The following is a 17060-nucleotide window of genomic DNA, read 5'->3' on the forward strand; positions in this document are numbered from 1 at the left end:
CGCCTTGTGATCCGGCTTGAAAAACGCCCCCAGCCCAGCCGGGCCTTTGCCTGGGCGACGCCGCTGCTCGCAGTACTCGCAACATTCTTTTTCGGCGGGCTGCTTTTTGCCGTGCTGGGCAAGGATCCGATACAGTCCATTCTGACGATTTTCTGGCAGCCTCTGTTCGGCGAATTTTCGTTTTTTTACCGCCCGCAACTGCTGATCAAGGGTGCTCCCCTTGTGCTCATTGCCATAGGTCTCAGCCTCGGCTTCCGTGCGGGCATCTGGAACATCGGCGCCGAAGGACAATACATCATGGGTGCGCTGTTCGGGGCTGGTGTCGGCCTGGCCTTCTATCCGGCAGAGAGCGCGCTGATCTTTCCCGCAATGGTGCTTGCGGGCGCGTTCGGCGGGTGGATCTGGGCAATGATCCCGGCGGTCCTGAAGGTTCGCTTTGGCACGAATGAAATCCTGGTGTCGTTGATGCTGGTCTATGTGGCTGAGCAGTTTCTGGCCTCTATGTCGCTGGGACTGATGAAAAACCCGGAAGGTTTCGGCTTTCCCGGCAGCCGCAACCTCCAGCAATACCCTTCGGCGCACAACGCCGAACTGATCACCGGATCGGGCATGCACTGGGGCGTGGTTTTTGCGATGATCGCCGTGATTTTTGCCTATGTTCTTCTGACGCGTCACCGCCTCGGATTTGCTGTCCGCGTCACCGGTGAGGCCCCGCGCGCCGCAAAATTCTCGGGCGTCAATCCCGGTCGGCTGATCCTGTTCTGCCTTGGCACATCCGGGATGCTGGCGGGACTGGCCGGCCTTTTCGAAGTCTCCGGGCCGTCCGGCCAGGTGACCATTGATTTCAACACTGGCTATGGGTTCACGGCCATCATCGTCGCCTTTCTGGGCCGCCTGCATCCCATCGGGATCGTGCTGGCGGGTCTGCTGATGGCGCTGACCTATATCGGCGGTGATATCGCGCAAAGCCAGCTGGGCCTGCCCGCTGCTGCAATCCAGGTTTTCCAGGGGATGCTTCTGTTTTTCCTGCTGGCTTTTGATCTCTTTACCAATTACCGGCTGCGCACAGGCCGGACGGAGGCCGCATAATGGACCTGTCCGCAATCAATCCCATTCTGCTGATTGCCGCTCTGATGAGTGCAGCCACGCCCATTCTGCTGGCGGCCACCGGCGAGCTGGTCGTGGAGAAAGCGGGTATTCTGAACCTCGGGGTCGAGGGTATGATGATCATCGGCGCTATCTGCGGATTCGCCGTTGCCGTGGAAAGCGGATCACCCGTAACCGGTTTTGTGGCTGCCGCCGCGGGCGGCGCCGTTCTCAGCCTGCTCTTTGCCCTGCTCACGCAACTGACACTTGCAAACCAGGTTGCCTCCGGCCTCGCGCTTACACTGTTCGGGCTCGGCCTGTCGGCCCTGCTGGGGCAGGGATATGTCGGCGTCAAACCTCCCTCGATGCCGGACATCAGCTTTGGCTTTCTCTCAGATCTCCCAGTGATCGGCCCGATCATTTTTGGCCATGATCCTGTGCTGTACTTTGGCCTGATGCTCGTTGCGGCGGTCTGGGCGGTGCTGCGCTTCACCCGCGCGGGCCTTGTGTTGCGCGCCGTGGGCGAGAACCACGACGCAGCTCACGCGCTGGGGTACAAAGTTATCCGTGTGCGGACGCTGGCGATTATGTTCGGAGGGGCCTGCGCCGGAATGGGTGGTGCCTACATCAGCCTGATACGCGTTCCGCAATGGACAGAAGGCATGACAGCAGGTGTCGGCTGGATCGCGCTCGCCCTGGTGGTATTCGCTAGCTGGAAGCCCTGGCGGGTTCTTCTGGGTGCTTATCTTTTTGGCGGAATCACGCAGTTGCAGCTTAATCTGCAGGGTGCCGGCGTTGCCATTCCCGTGGAATATCTGGCAATGTCCCCTTACCTGATCACCATCGTCGTGCTTGTTATTCTTTCTGCAGATAAAAGCGCGGCACCCGGCTCACTGGGCCGGCCATTCCATGCCTCCGGATAGAGGCCAATCAACGCCCCGGAAAACGGGGCGAATTAACATGGGGAAGACCTGAACATGAAATTCACCACACTTCTGGCAAGCGCCGCGGTCGCACTTGGCCTTGGTGCCGCTGCTTATGCTGATGGCCACGAAAAGACCAAAGTCGGTTTTGTTTACGTGGGCCCGATCGGCGACGGCGGCTGGACATATGAGCACGACAAGGGCCGCCTCGCGGTCGAGGAAGCACTGGGCGACAAAGTCGATACGGTCTACGTGGAAAACGTGGCCGAGGGCCCGGATTCGGAGCGTGTGATGACGCAGATGGCGCTGGACGGTGCCGATCTGATCTTCACCACGTCCTTTGGCTATATGGACCCGACGATCAACGTGGCGGCGAAGTTTCCGAATGTAAAATTCGAACACGCCACGGGCTATAAGCGCGCAGACAACGTCTCGACCTATTCCGCGCGTTTCTACGAGGGCCGCGCAATCCAGGGCCACATCGCCGGCAAGATGACCAAATCGAACATCATCGGCTACATCGGCTCTTACCCGATCCCCGAAGTGATCCGCGGCATCAACTCTGCCTTTATCCATGCACGCAAAGCCAACCCCGATGTGCAGTTCAAAATCGTCTGGGCCTACACTTGGTTCGATCCTGCCAAAGAAGCGGATGCCGCCAAGGTTCTCATCGAACAGGGCGCTGATGTCGTGCTTCAGCACACAGACTCTACAGCGCCCCAGGCGGCCGCACAGGAAGCCGGGAATGTTGTGACATTCGGCCAGGCCTCTGACATGGGCCAGTATGCGCCCTTCCCGCGCGTATCCTCCATCATCGACGACTGGGCGCCCTACTACATCGCGCGCACCCAGGCAGTGATTGACGGTACATGGGAGAGCACAGACACATGGGATGGCATCGGTGCCGGCATGGTTGGCATCGGCGAGATCTCTGACGCTGTACCGGCAGATGTCAAAGCCGAAGCTCTGGCGCTCAAGGCGTCTCTGGCCGATGGATCCTATCACGCCTTTACCGGCCCGCTGAACAAGCAGGATGGTTCTGCTTTCCTTGCGGATGGCGAGGTTGCAGACGATGGAACGCTTGCCGGAATGAACTTCTATGTCGAAGGCATCGAAGGCGATATTCCGCAATAACTGCAGCACTGCTGGAAAATCCGGGCCCTGCGCATCGCGCGGGGCCCTTTTTTGTACGGGTAAGTGTCGCGTGCACCAGGTTTACTATGTGGAACGGCAGCGGCGGTTCGCCCCCGTCAACCCGGCGCCGGTGTCAGCCGGTTGCGACAGACGCGCACTGCCTGAAATGCGAGCAGGCCTGCCGGGCCAAACATGAAAACCAAAGGAAGACAGGGGGCCACAAACCAGAAGCGTATGCCTTCCATGCGCGCTGTGCGACAGACCCATGCCCCGATAAAGAGGTCAAAGGCCAGAAAGTGCACCCAACCAGCAAGTGCGGCCTGCTCATACGAAAACAGCTCCATCACGTCTGCCAGTGTACCAAAACCGCCTCCTTTTTCATGAGCAGGCCAGATCAGGAGACCGAAATAAATGAGTGACAGAAAGACCGGCAGGATCACTCCCGCGATACGGTCTGACAACTTTGGAAACAGCGGCGAGAACAACAGAAAAAGCCAGCCGGTCAAAGAGATGACACCGGCGAGGGAGAATAGGGTTTCGAAATTCATGTCAGATGCCTGTCTCAGAGTTGGAGTGATCAGATAATATCGTGCAATATGCTTGCATACGCAATCGATTCGCAATAGATAAACTCTATGACTGATCAACACACAACCAACGCACTTCGCCTGCTCCAGGTCGCAGACGACTTCCGGGCCGGACTGGCCAGCGAGTTTTCGTCTGTTCACGGTATTTCTGTGAACGAATTTATTCTGCTGCTCCATCTGGAGCGTGCAACGGCCAATCGCCTGTCCCGCGTCGATCTCGCCAAACGGATGCACGTCAGCGCATCAACGATCACGCGCATGGCGGCTCCAATGGAGAAAATTGGCCTGGTCGGCCGGGAGACCGATGAGCGTGATGCGAGGCTGGTTTTTGTGGTCGCCACAGACGCAGGCAGGGAAAAACTGTCTGACGCTCTTGCGACCTTTTCCAAACGTGCGGGCTATCTGTTCAAGGATCGCCTGGAGGAGGCTGAGACAGATCAGTTCGCCTTCATGCTGCGTCGTTTGATGGCCGGGACGGGAGATACGCTGGCCTGACATCAAGGTGGAGTTGATGGCCAAACAAGCGCCCCCCACCAGCCAGTTATGGCCGACGCCACCACAACGCGCACCACAGGCTTTTCCTGCACCGGCCCGATGCCTCCCAACCATCGTCTGGTTTTCCCGGTCAGAACGGCACTGGCCGGGTGGTGCGTTGTAGCTTTCCAAACAATCCGGGCACAGTTCGCCTAAACTTCCCGGACTATGTCCCGGGATTTCCCAGTCGATGATCCCTACAGCAATCCCGACGGTCGCCTGTTCTTACCTGGCCGACGCCAGACGCGCGCCTTCTGAAAGCGCCGCAAGCTTCGCATAGGCGATCTCCGGATCAACCGCGCCAAATCCGGCAAAAGTGCCAAAGCCGCAATCAGATCCCGCGATCACCCGATCAGCGCCGACGATACCCGTAAACCGTTCGATCCGCTGGACCACCACTTCGGGATGTTCCACAAAATTGGTTGTCGTATCCACCACCCCGGGCACCAGCACCTTGCCTTCCGGAATATCCGCTTTGCGGTCACGGAACACCGTCCACTCATGCGCGTGACGCGGGTTTGAGGTCTCAAAGAGGACATAACGCGCACGCGCGGACATCAGCGTCTCGAACACTTTGTCCATGCCGATGTCACAGGTATGCGGGCCCTCGTAATTGCCCCAGCAGATATGGATGCGCACCCGCTCTTCGGGCACATTGGCCAGAGCGTGGTTCAGCGCCTCGACATGGCCGGCCGCGATTTTGAGAAACTCTGCATCGCTGAGATCATTGAACAGCATGTGGCGCGACAGGGCGAGATCGGGGCAGTCCAGCTGCAGATCAAGACCGGCAGCGACAATGGTCTCGTATTCCGCGCGCATGGCATCGGCGAGAGCGGCCAGATAGGCATCGCGGGTTGCATAGTGTTCGTTTTGCAAAAACAGAGAGATCACACCCGGACTGGCCGCATTCATAAAGCCGCGTTCAGCGCCATGTTCCTTCATGCCCGCCCTGAGGTTGGCTATGTCTTTTTCCAGCTCCCCCTGGCCTTTTGAGCGCACTTCCCCGGTGCACATCGGGCGCGCGTATTGCGGTGTACCACCCTCGTCGGCAAGACGTTTCAGAAACGATGGAAACTGCTTGAGATCAGCAGGGGCATTGCGTTTGCTGTCTCCGGAAAACCCGGTGTAGCGGTCCTTAACGTATGTGGCATAGGAGATTTTGGAGGTCTCACCGTCACTGACGATGTCAACGCCCGCTTCGACCTGTCGGCGCACCGTTTCGGATACGGCAGCGGTCATAGCTGCATCAAATGCCTGTTGGTCAAACGGCTCCTCCCGCTCGCGCGCAAAGATAAAATCCACGACGTCCTGCGTCCGCGGCAGGCTGCCTACGTGTGTAGTTCTAACCATGTCGTTCTCCTTGCTGGTCCGGACCCGCGCCATCGCGGATCCGGTATTTGTCTCAGGCCTGCGCGGGCGACCGCTGCAGAAACCATATGTTCAGGCGCCACATTCCCCAGGCCAGCGGTATGGCTGCAAACCCGCCAATGACATAGGCCAGTGGCTCACTATAAAAGGTCTCGAACATCTGTGTATAGGCATGAATACCTGCAAAGGTCACCGCCGCGTTGAACAGTCCCCGCTGATTTTTATGCGCGGCCACAAACATGATCCCCGCCAGAGCCACGGCCCAGAGGATTGTGAAAACGTGTTCGCTGATGACCAGAGCGCTGGCGCGGAAAGCCGTAACAAGGTCAGACCATTCCTGATAGGCAAGCCCCCTGTTTGACCACCGCGCACCAGGCCCCCAGACGGTTTCGCCGACAACATCCCCCCAAAGGCTGCCAACCAGAGCGCAGAGGTTCGCCACAACAAACCCCATCATCACATGGATGCGCGCATGCCGGGCCAGCCGCTCGGGCATCCGTTGTGCAAGCCAGAGCATGGTCACGATAAGCAGGGTCATCTGCAGAATGGAGAGCGTCGCCTCGGGTGAATAAAAAACATATGCCGCATGGAAATAGAGAGTTCCCGTGTCGAGCATCTGGGCGAAAGGAACAATCGCGAGTGCTGAAACCAGCCGCACGTTTGTCAGCCACCCGGCCCCGGCAACAAGCACAGCACAATAGAGCCAGAAGGCCGAGACCGGCAGGCCGGACATTTCCGCGTCCCAGACCATGAAACCCGCTCCGGTCAGATGCAGCGCCAGAGCCATAAGCATGACCGACCCGCTCAGAAATGCTGTGCTGACGTGCCGGCCTGCGCGCGCCCACGCCGCAAGACAGACCAGCACCGCCCCCGCCAGTGCCATAACCGGACCGGCAATATACCTGAAGTTTTCCGTCAGCTCGAACCCGGCACCGCCAATCAGCATACCCGCACCGATCAGTGCTGCCGCATTGCCGAACATTGCATAAAGCAACGCTCCTTTGCGCAGAACCAGCGCACCGGCGGTCACCAGGATCAGACCGGATACCGCAACGGCAAAGGCATCTGCCAGCCAGAATATCAGTCCGAAAGTTGCAAACAGAATACCTGTACAAAGAACGGCGTTAATGGCCAGCGCGACCATTGCACCGCGCGCCCTTTCTTTGATGATGCCGGCGGCCTTTTCCGAAATCACGCTCTCTTCGACCAGCATGTCTGTGTCAGCTATCGTATACATTTCTTACCTCGTGAACATTGTTCACAATTCAGATAACTGATGTCATGGCGCCGATCAAGACTTTTCGTGAACTACGTTCATTTTTCTGTCCAGGTCGCACCTGCCGGGTCGTCTGTCGCTACGATATGATACAGACCTGCTGCTCCGGTCATCGAGGGGAAGGCCGTGTGCATCAGATTTTCGGGCACAGACATCGTATCCCCCGGGGCCAGGGTTGTGCTGCCGCCTTCCCAGGTTACGTGCCAATGGCCCTGAACCGGCATGAGCACAGATGGCCGGTCATGACTGTGCATTGTCCGGACCGAGGAACCGCGCGTGACAAAATCAACTTCAAACCCCGGACGGTCGCGCAGAATGCCCTCTGCCCCGATTACCTTTACCGGCTTTTTGTCGGCCAGCGCGACCATATCCCAGTAGCGGGCAACATACCCCGGAACCACATCGCGGGCTGAGCGTTCAGGGTAAGATTTCAGCTCCTCGTCTGTCAGGACCGGCATGGGCCCCACGCCCTCTGGCAGTGCCTCGCCTTTTTTGCTGTCGTAGAGCTTGCCCTGTTCTGACAGCACGAGCCCATGGGCCTGCGCGTCCTTTATCACCTGCGGAGCCCAGATCACGCCACCACCGGCGTCGTCGCCCCCCAGGATCGCCATGATCATCCCATAGTCCTGGCCGATGTTCTCAAACCCCCGAAAAATGCCCGTTGGAATGTTGATAATATCACCCTGCTCCAGAATGACTTCGCCCGCATCGCCCCACCGGCCCCAGAAAAAGCGCCAGCGCCCGGACAGAACAAAGAACACCTCAGCCGTCCGGTGACTGTGCAGACTGTTACGACATCTTGGCGGCTGGCCTGCGGCACCGATGTTGAAGCCGTGGGGAACAGCGATGTGTACGTGCTGATCCGGGCTCTCTGAAACGCCGCCACCGATAATCGTAAAGTTTTCTTTCTGGTCACTGCCTGGCGTATGCGCATCAATAAAGGCGGTCTTGCAGGGTTTCAGATCGCCATATCGGACGATGCGGGATTCCATTTCGGCGGGTGTCATGTCATCTCTCTCAGTGCGGTTCAGGTCATCCGGCCGTTCAGCCGGTTTGCAGCATGATCTGTTTCCAGATCGCCGTTTCGTCGTAGATCACGTATTCGCGTCGCAGACCCCAGGGCCCGAATTCGGCGTGGCAGATGCCCAGCAGATAGATATCCGCTCCGGTCGGTGCCCCGAACGTGCCCCAGCCGCTGTGTTTTCCGGTCAGAGACCAGCGAAGCGCTGCTCGGGGCGGCATCAGCGGATCGTCACGTCCGATCTGGTGATCAATGCGGAACTCAGCATCCGGAAAAGAAGCACGCAGCCCCATCCAGAACTGATCAACCGCCGGATGGCTGTGCACACTCATGCCCCCGGGATACTGGGCATGAACTGCGCGGTCATACTCTGCGGGGATGGCGGCCATATCAGCACCCATGATCCGGGTCAGGATATCCGCGTGTTTCTGGCCCCACTCATTGTCATTGCCGCGCCCTTTGTAAGGGCCGGGCTGATCATTTGCCGGGCTCAGAGGCTGCACACATTTCTCCGGGCCACCCTCTTTTTCGATCAGATCAGCGGCATACTGCCTGGGGTCCACACCCAGCTGCCGGACAATCGCCCCCTGATCCCGGATCAGCCATTCATCGTTGATCTGGTTATTGATGGCATGACAGTCCGCCAGAATGCGGTAGACCAGCGGCTTGCCGGTGGCCTTGCCGTAGACACCATCCCGCGCATGGGTCGCGGTACTCAGCAGCCTGTGGGATGACAGCATCCCCTCCTCCGGCGTGCCCGACCAGATCACGTCCTCTCCCAAAAGGGTCCGGTCCGGAAACTCTGCCAGTGTCGCCATGGTCGCACCAATGACATTCTGGTTGCCGATGACCACCGAAGCAGGCGTGCGCACCACGATATCTTCTGAGTAGTACCGGTGCAGTGTCGCAATACCGCGATCTTCCCAGATCTCTTTGGTGATCCCGATAATGTAGTCGGGGAAATCCCTGAATTTCGGATCGAAACCTTTCACGGGCATTATTCCTTTGCTGTGCGGGCAGAGCCGCGGATCATCAGCGGACCGTCCAGCGCAATGCGCCTCGGTGCCGTTTCCCGGTCTGACAAGCGGTCCAGCAGAACGCTGACCGTCTCGGCGACCATACGGTTGGCGGGCTGGCGTACTGTCGTCAGGTCATAGCTGGGCCAGCAGGCCAGTGCCACATCATCATACCCCACAACTGATACGTCTTGCGGCACTCGGAGCCCCAGCTCGAAGCGCAGAACATCCATAACGGCAAAGGCCATATGGTCGTTGGCGACGAATACGGCGTCGGGCCGTTCTGTACCCGAGAACATTTCGCGCGCAGCGGCGCGGGCCTTTTCAAAGTTAAAATCACCCGCCGCCCGCGCATAAAGTGTCTGACCGGCGTCTTTGAGCCCTGCGACAAACCCGGTTTCACGGTCGATCTGTGTCGAGGCACCTTCCCAACCGGCGATATGCGCAATCCGCCGGTGCCCGCCCGCGACCAGAAACTCTGCCAGTTTGCGGCCACCCGCAACATTGTCAGAGGTGACGCTGGACAGCCGGTCGTCGTACTGGTGGCGGTTGAAAAGCACAATCGGGATGCCCAGACCTTCGCAGCGATCAGTCAGATCATTCGACAGGCCAACAGAAGCCGCGACGATCGCATCCACCTGATAGTCCAGCAACTCGTCGATCACGCTCTGCGTTGCCTCGTGATCATTGGACGCCATGAATACGAGCACGTGATACCCTTCGGCCTGAAGCGCTTTGGACAGTCGCTCAATTGCTTCAGGGTAGAACTGGTTTTCCAGATAGGCGACCACGAGCCCGATGATGCGGCTGCGGCCGGTGATCAGCGAGCGGGCCAGGACATTCGGGCGATAGCCAAGCTGCGCTGCGGCCTGGCGTACCTTGTCCGCGGTCCGCTTGCTGACCGATGCACCCGGTGTAAACACACGGCTGACAGCCGAACGGCTGACCCCGGCTTTTTCGGCCACTTCCAGAGAGGTCACCTTACCCATGAAAGGGGCCCCGCCGTTTTATGTGCCGCTGCGGTACCATCATCCGGCGGTCCAGCCGCCGTCGATCAGCATGGACGTGCCTGTCACCATAGCAGAGGCGTCTGATGCCAGAAATACAGCAGCACCCATTACATCCTCGACCTCTCCGACACGCGGGAGTTTGATTTTGTCCATGATCCAGGCGAGCCGTTCCGGATTGTCAAAAGTGACCTGGCTGAGCGGTGTGCGGATAAATGTGGGACAGATCGTATTGATGCGAACACCCGATTTGCCCCACTCAATCGCCATAGATTTCACCATGCCTTCGAGCGCATGTTTTGAGGCGCAGTAGACAGCACGGTCCACACCACCCACGTGCCCCATCTGACTGGAGATATGAATGATGGATCCAAGCTTTCCTGCTTTCATCAGCGCATCCGCCGCATATGCAGACAAAAAATACGCGCTGCGCAGGTTGACGTTCATCACGGCGTCATAGTCGTCGGGCGTCGTCTCCACCGCGGCCGAGTGACGCGCGAGGCCTGCCGAATTAATCACCACATCAAAGGGCTGCTCAAACACATCCGCCAGTGTAACAAGATCCGTCTGGTCAAGCGGCAAGGCTTCTGCAGAAAGACCAGCGGATGCCATGGCCCCGACGGCTTCCTCCAGCGGACCGGGCCGCCGGGCGGCACAGACCACATGCGCACCGGCCTCTGCCAGGGCAACGGCGCATCCCAGCCCGATGCCGGATGATGCGCCGGTGACAAGCGCGCGCCTGCCGGTCAGATCGAATGCGGGTGTTCTGGGTAGGTTGCTCACAGCGCTGCTCCGGTTTCGGGATCAAACCCATGTCTTGCCTTGTTAAACTCCCGCATACGGGCCAGTACGTCGACCCCGATCTGATCATACATGTGCAACAGATCGACCATGACCCAGTTTTCGCGAATGCGGCCATCTTCGAGGCGCCAGAAGTCCAGACTGCGCATCGTGATCTTTTTGTCCGGTGGCGCGATCCCCAGCCAGCCACCTTCTGTGATCGACTGCACCATATTGGGCCAGCCCGTTACAGCGGCGTAATTGCGATCACCAAAGAAATGATATTCGATCTCATCAAGGTACTGGCCACGGTCGGGCATCGCATTCAGGAACGGGATCTGATGCCAGTTGCGAAAGCCGCTGACGCCACGCCCTGTCCCAATACCCGAGGGTCCGTACCAAGACATCTTCGGGTGCCAGAACCGGTCCATTTCCATGACCTCCGGCCCGCCTTTTGAGGGATGTTTTTTCATGTGGCTGAGCATATCGACAATACGCTCACAGGAGCGCATGGCGGCTGCTTCGTCTGATGGGCCCGGAACCAGCCCGTCACAGGTGGCAGGGCCAGGGACATGCCATTCGCGCCCCAGCGACGGGCTCATCGGCCAGGCACCCGCCTGCATCATCACTTCGGGAATGTCCCAGAGCGCCTGCATTTCGGTAATGCGCCCGTCTTCGACCCTGTAAAACTCGTGAAACCGCAGGTGCATCATGTGACCGGTGGCGGGAACGTCGAGCCAGGGCGCGGCAAATGTTCCGCAATAGTAACCACCGCATCCGACCCAGTCAGCACCTTCGGGCGTCGGACCCGCCATGACGATAAAATCGCGGCGTTCCAGATCAGGCACAGCACGCAGCAGCGGCATGTAGGCACCTTCGACATAGGCGTCGACACCACGGATGGTTTCAAAGGGAAAAGCCAGATGAAACACCGCATCCGGTGCGCATATGTCATGCAGAACCCGGCGCAGCACATCCGGCTCGAAATCATACAGTGCCGCCCGCAGCGGCGCGATCAGTTCTTTGTTTCGGGTATGTCTGTCGGTCGTCATGTATTTACCTGCGCGTGCATCCTGGCAAAAAGATCGACGCCCATCTGCGCAAAGAGATGCACCATATCCACGAAAACCCAGTTTTCCGTGAACTGACCACCTGTGCGCAGCCAGAAATCGAGGCCTGAAACTTCAATCGGACTGCCCGTCGCCGCATGCCCAAGATAGGTGCCCCCGTGCGATCCGACGACCCCCATCGGGCCCGAGGCCGCCAGCAACCTGTCTTCGGCAAAGAGGCTTTCCAGGTGCATGACCTTGCGGTCCGGAAAGGCAATGAGCCAGGGCTGCTGGTGATAAACCTCAAATTCTTTCAACGACATGCAGGCGCCTATGCCACCGGGCCCGTACCATTTGACGTTCGGGTGAAAGAACCGGGCCATTCCCATACTGGACAGGTCGTTCTCGTCAAAGCTGTTCAGCCCGCCGAAAATAAAGTTGCGGCCAAACGCCAGTGTCTGCCGTGTCTCATCGAGGTTCTGATGCCCTGTCAGCACGCCATCATATGCGGTGGGCGCGGGATAAACATGCGCGGCCCCACGCGGTGCAGGCAAAACCGGCAGACCGATCTGGTCAAACCAGTCCACAAAATCCCAAATGGTCTGCGCCCGGATGATCGCGCCCCCGGCATCAAAGCACAGAAATTCACCCCACCGGATCCGCAGATCGTGACCGGTTGCCGGAATGCCAAAAGCAGGCTTTGCCGCCCCACCGGTGTAGTATCCCGTCCCTGCAACCCACCATGCGCCGTCACCCTCCCCGCTCTCATGCGCAGAGGACTGCCCGCCCATCAGGATATGTGTCTCGCGGGCCAGATCCGGGATCGCCTCCCGCAGTGGCGCGAACACGGTTTCTGTCACCTCTGCCGCTGTGTTCATCCGCCCGAAAGGCTCCGGCCCCTGCCAGTGCGACAGATGTTCCAGCATCGACAGTGCCGCGGCGGGGTCTCTGTCCAGCAGAGACCACAGTCGCAGCGCCGTCTGCTTGTTTCGCTGGTTTTTGTCCACCGGCAGTTACTCCGCCGCCGCTTTTGCCGGTGCACCTTCGCCGTAAGGCACATTCACACCGCCATAGCGACGGACCCGGAGGTTGCACTGCTCGGCGTGCCCCACGAACCCCTCAAGCATACAGAGCCGCGAGCCATAGGCGCCGATCTCGGCGGCGGCCTGATCGGTCGTCACTTTCTGATAGCTGTGGGTTTTGAGGAACTTACCCACCCAGAGCCCGCCGGTATACCGACCGGCCTTTTTGGTTGGCAGCGTGTGGTTTGTCCCGATCACCTTGTCACCGTTCGCCACATTGGTGCGGGGCCCAAGGAAAAGCGCGCCGTAACAGGTCATGTTATCGAGGAACCAGTCGTCGCGTTCTGTCATGACCTGCACGTGCTCTGACGCGATATCGTCGGCCACCTGCAGCATCTCCTCCCAGGTGTCGCACAGGATAACCTCGCCATATTCGTCCCAGCTGACCCGCGCCGTTTCAGCCGTGGGCAGAATGGTCAGAATACGGTCGATCTCGGCCAGGGTTTCATCGGCCAGCCTGCGCGAATTGGTCAGCAGCACAGCGGGAGAGTTATATCCGTGCTCGGCCTGGCCCAGCAGGTCGGTCGCGCACATCTCGGCGTCTACGGTCTCGTCGGCGATGACCATCGTCTCGGTCGGGCCCGCGAAAAGGTCGATGCCCACACGGCCAAAAAGCTGCCGCTTGGCCTCGGCGACAAAGGCGTTCCCCGGCCCCACCAGCATATGCACCGGCTCAATCGTTTCGGTGCCGATGGCCATGGCGCCCACGGCCTGGATGCCCCCCATGACATAAATCTCATGCGCACCACCCAGATGCATGGCGGCGATGACCGCGGGGTTTGGCTTGCCCTTAAACGGCGGCGTGCAGGCGATGATGCGCGGCACACCGGCCACGCTGGCCGTCGCCACGGACATATGCGCCGAGGCGACCATGGGGAATTTGCCGCCCGGCACATAGCACCCCACGGATTGCACGGGGATGTTTTTGTGGCCAAGGATCACGCCTGGCATCGTCTCGACCTCGATATCCAGCATGCTGTCGCGCTGCGCCTGGGCAAAGTTGCGGACCTGCGCCTGGGCAAATTCGATATCGTGCAGCTCCTGCGGGCTGAGCTGCGCAATCAGCGCGTCGATCTCTTCCTGGCTCAGTCGAAAGGAAGCTGGCGAGTAGTTGTCAAATTTCTCGCTCAGTTCGCGCAAAGCCGCGTCGCCGCGGGCTTCGATATCTGCCAGCGTGCTTTCGACCGCCGCGCGGGTCTTTGCATCATCATCCGCGCGTTCTGCATCCGATTTGCCGCGCTTGAGATACTCAATTGCCATTCTTCCTGCTCCTCACTGACCGGGGCGCGGCGGGGTTTTCTCGCCGCGATCAAAGGCCTCCCAGCCTTCGCCTCCGAAAACATCATGACCCAGCTGGGCCAGCACATGCGGGAAATCCACCATCACCCAGTTGTCGGTGATCTTCCCCTCTTCTACTTTCCAGAAATCCATGTAGCGGATCTCAACCCGCCTGCCGGTCGGTGCGATCCCCATAAAAGTGCCGGAATGGGTTGCTTCCTGGCGGCCAAAGGCGGCTGCCCATTCGCCCATATAGAGACGCGCCTCATCCACACAGACCTTGTCGGAAAACGCCGCCTGAAAAGGGCGCTGCCAGTTGTCCTGGAATTCGCGCAGACCGTTTTTCGTGCCGCAGCCCTGATTGCCCATCCAGCGGAAACTTTCGGCAAAAAACGATCCGATATCGTCGATGCGATGATCGTTGAGCCCGTCCACCATGCCTTCGATCACGGCGCGGGTTTCGTCTGTCTTGCTCATGTCCGTGTCTTTGCTCAGCACGGCCTGTTCTGGTCTGGAGCCCTTCATCCGGACCCTCCTTTCTTCATCAGGTTGGGAACGCGTTGCTTATCCGCGTGTCCCACCGATGAAATCGCGGGGCATCCTGTTCAGTGCCGGGTGGCGCTGCATCCGCCCTGATCTGGCGTTTCTGCTCATCAGCCCTTCACCGCCCCTGCTGTCAGACCGCTCACAATCTGCCGCTGGAATACCATGACCAGCAGGAAAAGCGGTGCTGTGATAGAGACCGCAGCGGCCACAGCCTCGACCTGATCGGTCGTGGTGGTTTCGCGGTTAAAGTAACCTGCAATGGCCGGCACCATCGTCTGGTTCTGCGCATCAAGGAGCAGCGACGTTACAAGAAAATCGTTGTAGCCCAGCAGGAAGCTGAAAAGACCTGTCGTGATAACGCCCGGCCACATCACCGGCATAATCACCCGTCGGAAAGCCTGGAAATGGCTGCATCCATCAACGCGGGCGGCCTCATCAAGCTCGGCCGGAATGTTCTGAAAGAAGCTGCGCAACATCCAAATGGTGAATGGCTGGTTGATGGCGACCAGCGCCGCAATCACCGCCCAGGGCTGGCCATAGAGCGTGGGCGCACCATCGCCGAGGATGGGCCGCAGGATTTCGCTGGAATTGATAAAAACCGGCAGGTAGCCCGCGACGAGCACAGAGTGTGGCAGAGCACGGAATACAAGGGCCAGGATCAGCAGCCAGAAAGCCAGATCAGAGCCCGACCGTGCAAGGCCATATCCGGCCAGTGTGCCCACCGTCAGCGAAATGGTCACGACGCCTGCCGTCACCAGCATTGAGTTCAGGAAGTTCCGGTAAAACTCATTCTCTGCCCAGACAGACACATAGTGTTCGGTGGTCAGGCCGAGCACGGGTGTTCCCAGAGGCCCCAGCAGGCTGTTCAGTGCACCGAGCACCAGCGGCAGCAGGCCAAAGAAGATCAGTACAAATGCAACAGCGTATAAAACGGCACCAAAGACCCACCCCAGCACAATCAGCGATGGCGGGCAGTACTGCTGCACAAGCCCGGGCAGGCGCGTGAAAGCCCAGCGAATGGCAAAGTAAAGGACAGCGAGACCCGCAATGATGTCAATCACCGACAGGCCGTGCCCTGCGGCCCGGGTCGCCGGGCCCGTGATCACGTCCCAGGGACTGTCGGCAAAGGCGTCAACAGGCGATTTGAAGCTCATCACGGCGATCCAGAAGATCGGAAAGGCCGCAAGCAGGCACCAGAAGGCAAGGAAAGCGCCGGAAGAAAACCGCAGTGCGAATGACTGCTGCATGGCTTTGGGCGTAGACATCAGTGTGCGCTCCCTTTGTGGTCACGCCATGTGCGGCGCAGTGGCAGGATCAGCAGAAAGACGATCCCGATCATGGTCAGCATGGCCGAGGCCGAGGCACGGCTGATCGCCCGGTTGCCGGCGTCATCCGGTGTCATGAAGTCATAGGTCAGCCATTGCAGCGAAATGACATGCGCCTGACTGCGGAAACCGACAATCTCTTCGAACACACGGTAGCAATCCATCAGGTGAATGAGGGCGATGAAAATGATGAGCGGCATCAGATGCGGCACAATCACGTGGCGCAGGCGTTCCCAGCGGCTGGCACCGTCAATCACCGCTGACTCCAGAGTATCCATGTTGACGGTTTGCAGGCCCGCGTAAAAGATCACAAAAGCAAATGGGGCGACATGCCAGACGCGATAGAAATACATCAGCAGTTCGATCGTCCAGGCCTGTGCAAACATCGAGATATTTGTGCCGGTCCAGCGTTCCATCATCGCGGTCAGAATGCCGTCACCGACAAACAGCCAGTAAATCGACAGCGACCCGATCACCGGGGTGATGATGAACGGCAGCAACGAAATAAAGATGATCGGTCCGCGGATAGCCCGCGCCGCATTGTTCACCGCAAGTGCTATGGCAAGCCCCACTCCGACGACGAGCGGCAGGGTCAGAAGCGTAAAGGAAAGCGTGAACCGCAATGCCTTCCAGAAATCGATCTGCATGATCTCATTCCAGCTGCCATTGCCAATCGCCGCCCAGACCTTGTCCATTTGCAAAACGTTCTTGTAGCTTTGCAAACCCACCCATGATGTCTGCGTCATGGTTTTGCCATCCTCACCGAGGATTGGCACCGTCTTGATCTCGGTCGTGCAGGTTTGTGTCAGAAACCCAGGCGTGCAGGTCTCTACCTCAACCTGCTGGAGGATCGGTTGGGTCACCTGAAAGCTCTGAATGAACACGCTGATAAGCGGTGCCGCGATAAAGAGTATCATCATAAAGACCGACGGGCCGACAAAGGCTGCAAATGTCTTGAACTTCATGGGGTTACTCCTTGCGGCAGCACGGTTTGCAAATCATCCGGGCAGTTTTGCAAAACCAGCCCATGGTCTGGTTTCGCAGAACG

General features: G+C 59.0%; 17 protein-coding genes. 4 read left to right on the forward strand and 13 right to left on the reverse strand.

Annotation, left to right across the window (positions count from 1 at the left end):
* Positions 1-6: 6 nt before the first annotated feature.
* The 3 genes from Q1A34_RS15670 to Q1A34_RS15680 are packed head-to-tail and all read left to right on the forward strand — an operon-like array spanning position 7 to position 3143.
* Positions 7-1089, forward strand: a complete 1083-nt coding sequence (locus Q1A34_RS15670) for an ABC transporter permease (RefSeq protein ID WP_300036135.1) — start codon at positions 7-9, stop codon at positions 1087-1089.
* Complete coding sequence (locus tag Q1A34_RS15675) at positions 1089-2009, forward strand: ABC transporter permease (RefSeq protein WP_300036138.1); 921 nt, start codon at positions 1089-1091, stop codon at positions 2007-2009. The genes Q1A34_RS15670 and Q1A34_RS15675 overlap by 1 nt, the downstream gene beginning before the upstream one ends.
* 54 nt (positions 2010-2063) lie before the next feature.
* Positions 2064-3143, forward strand: a complete 1080-nt coding sequence (locus tag Q1A34_RS15680; protein ID WP_300036141.1) for a BMP family ABC transporter substrate-binding protein — start codon at positions 2064-2066, stop codon at positions 3141-3143.
* A 116-nt stretch (positions 3144-3259) separates the two neighbouring features.
* On the opposite strand, the gene Q1A34_RS15685 is transcribed toward Q1A34_RS15680, so the two are convergent.
* Positions 3260-3691, reverse strand: a complete 432-nt coding sequence (locus tag Q1A34_RS15685) for an ABA4-like family protein (protein ID WP_300036144.1) — start codon at positions 3689-3691, stop codon at positions 3260-3262.
* Positions 3692-3778: 87 nt separating this feature from the next.
* Between Q1A34_RS15685 and Q1A34_RS15690 the strand changes: the two genes are divergently transcribed.
* Positions 3779-4225, forward strand: a complete 447-nt coding sequence (locus Q1A34_RS15690) for a MarR family transcriptional regulator (RefSeq protein ID WP_300036147.1) — start codon at positions 3779-3781, stop codon at positions 4223-4225.
* A 264-nt stretch (positions 4226-4489) separates the two neighbouring features.
* On the opposite strand, the gene Q1A34_RS15695 is transcribed toward Q1A34_RS15690, so the two are convergent.
* The 12 genes from Q1A34_RS15695 to Q1A34_RS15750 all read right to left on the reverse strand — a co-directional run bounded on the left by Q1A34_RS15695 (position 4490) and on the right by Q1A34_RS15750 (position 16977).
* Positions 4490-5614, reverse strand: a complete 1125-nt coding sequence (locus Q1A34_RS15695) for a cobalamin-independent methionine synthase II family protein (RefSeq protein WP_300036150.1) — start codon at positions 5612-5614, stop codon at positions 4490-4492.
* Between the two features lie 52 nt (positions 5615-5666).
* Positions 5667-6869: a hypothetical protein gene (locus Q1A34_RS15700; RefSeq protein ID WP_300036153.1), complete on the reverse strand. Its 1203-nt coding sequence runs from the start codon at positions 6867-6869 to the stop codon at positions 5667-5669.
* 77 nt (positions 6870-6946) lie between these two features.
* On the reverse strand, positions 6947-7915 hold the full coding sequence (locus Q1A34_RS15705; RefSeq protein WP_300036156.1) for a cupin domain-containing protein: 969 nt from the start codon (positions 7913-7915) through the stop codon (positions 6947-6949).
* A gap of 37 nt (positions 7916-7952) precedes the next feature.
* Positions 7953-8921 (reverse strand): nuclear transport factor 2 family protein, encoded by a 969-nt coding sequence (locus Q1A34_RS15710; protein WP_300036159.1) that lies wholly within the window; start codon positions 8919-8921, stop codon positions 7953-7955.
* A 5-nt stretch (positions 8922-8926) separates the two neighbouring features.
* Positions 8927-9934, reverse strand: a complete 1008-nt coding sequence (locus tag Q1A34_RS15715; protein ID WP_300036162.1) for a LacI family DNA-binding transcriptional regulator — start codon at positions 9932-9934, stop codon at positions 8927-8929.
* Between the two features lie 39 nt (positions 9935-9973).
* A complete protein-coding gene (locus Q1A34_RS15720; RefSeq protein ID WP_300036165.1) occupies positions 9974-10735 on the reverse strand; it encodes an SDR family oxidoreductase in 762 nt (253 codons plus the stop codon).
* Complete coding sequence (locus Q1A34_RS15725) at positions 10732-11784, reverse strand: ester cyclase (protein WP_300036168.1); 1053 nt, start codon at positions 11782-11784, stop codon at positions 10732-10734. The genes Q1A34_RS15720 and Q1A34_RS15725 overlap by 4 nt, the downstream gene beginning before the upstream one ends.
* Positions 11781-12788 carry an ester cyclase gene (locus Q1A34_RS15730; RefSeq protein WP_300036172.1) on the reverse strand — a complete coding sequence of 336 codons (1008 nt, stop codon included), beginning with the start codon at positions 12786-12788 and terminating at the stop codon, positions 11781-11783. Before Q1A34_RS15730 ends, Q1A34_RS15725 begins: the two co-directional genes overlap by 4 nt.
* Positions 12789-12794: 6 nt before the next feature.
* Positions 12795-14123 carry a histidinol dehydrogenase gene (gene hisD / locus Q1A34_RS15735; protein WP_300036175.1) on the reverse strand — a complete coding sequence of 443 codons (1329 nt, stop codon included), beginning with the start codon at positions 14121-14123 and terminating at the stop codon, positions 12795-12797.
* 12 nt (positions 14124-14135) lie between these two features.
* On the reverse strand, positions 14136-14666 hold the full coding sequence (locus Q1A34_RS15740) for an ester cyclase (protein ID WP_300036178.1): 531 nt from the start codon (positions 14664-14666) through the stop codon (positions 14136-14138).
* A gap of 128 nt (positions 14667-14794) precedes the next feature.
* Positions 14795-15952 carry a carbohydrate ABC transporter permease gene (locus Q1A34_RS15745; RefSeq protein WP_300036181.1) on the reverse strand — a complete coding sequence of 386 codons (1158 nt, stop codon included), beginning with the start codon at positions 15950-15952 and terminating at the stop codon, positions 14795-14797.
* Complete coding sequence (locus Q1A34_RS15750; RefSeq protein WP_300036184.1) at positions 15952-16977, reverse strand: carbohydrate ABC transporter permease; 1026 nt, start codon at positions 16975-16977, stop codon at positions 15952-15954. The genes Q1A34_RS15745 and Q1A34_RS15750 overlap by 1 nt, the downstream gene beginning before the upstream one ends.
* Positions 16978-17060: the final 83 nt, after the last annotated feature.

Source organism: uncultured Roseobacter sp., from assembly GCF_947491795.1.
Taxonomy (GTDB): Bacteria; Pseudomonadota; Alphaproteobacteria; order Rhodobacterales; family Rhodobacteraceae; genus Roseobacter.

What these genes read in the sequence shown, in the direction of transcription:
- Q1A34_RS15675 (WP_300036138.1), top strand. Translation starts at nt 1,089, where the DNA reads ATGGACCTGTCCGCAATCAATCCCATTCTGCTGATTGCCGCTCTGATG.
- Q1A34_RS15680 (WP_300036141.1), top strand. Translation starts at nt 2,064, where the DNA reads ATGAAATTCACCACACTTCTGGCAAGCGCCGCGGTCGCACTTGGCCTT.
- Q1A34_RS15685 (WP_300036144.1), bottom strand. Translation starts at nt 3,691, where the DNA reads ATGAATTTCGAAACCCTATTCTCCCTCGCCGGTGTCATCTCTTTGACC.
- Q1A34_RS15690 (WP_300036147.1), top strand. Translation starts at nt 3,779, where the DNA reads ATGACTGATCAACACACAACCAACGCACTTCGCCTGCTCCAGGTCGCA.
- Q1A34_RS15695 (WP_300036150.1), bottom strand. Translation starts at nt 5,614, where the DNA reads ATGGTTAGAACTACACACGTAGGCAGCCTGCCGCGGACGCAGGACGTC.
- Q1A34_RS15700 (WP_300036153.1), bottom strand. Translation starts at nt 6,869, where the DNA reads ATGTATACGATAGCTGACACAGACATGCTGGTCGAAGAGAGCGTGATT.
- Q1A34_RS15705 (WP_300036156.1), bottom strand. Translation starts at nt 7,915, where the DNA reads ATGACACCCGCCGAAATGGAATCCCGCATCGTCCGATATGGCGATCTG.
- Q1A34_RS15715 (WP_300036162.1), bottom strand. Translation starts at nt 9,934, where the DNA reads ATGGGTAAGGTGACCTCTCTGGAAGTGGCCGAAAAAGCCGGGGTCAGC.
- Q1A34_RS15725 (WP_300036168.1), bottom strand. Translation starts at nt 11,784, where the DNA reads ATGACGACCGACAGACATACCCGAAACAAAGAACTGATCGCGCCGCTG.
- hisD (WP_300036175.1), bottom strand. Translation starts at nt 14,123, where the DNA reads ATGGCAATTGAGTATCTCAAGCGCGGCAAATCGGATGCAGAACGCGCG.
- Q1A34_RS15740 (WP_300036178.1), bottom strand. Translation starts at nt 14,666, where the DNA reads ATGAAGGGCTCCAGACCAGAACAGGCCGTGCTGAGCAAAGACACGGAC.
- Q1A34_RS15745 (WP_300036181.1), bottom strand. Translation starts at nt 15,952, where the DNA reads ATGTCTACGCCCAAAGCCATGCAGCAGTCATTCGCACTGCGGTTTTCT.
- Q1A34_RS15750 (WP_300036184.1), bottom strand. Translation starts at nt 16,977, where the DNA reads ATGAAGTTCAAGACATTTGCAGCCTTTGTCGGCCCGTCGGTCTTTATG.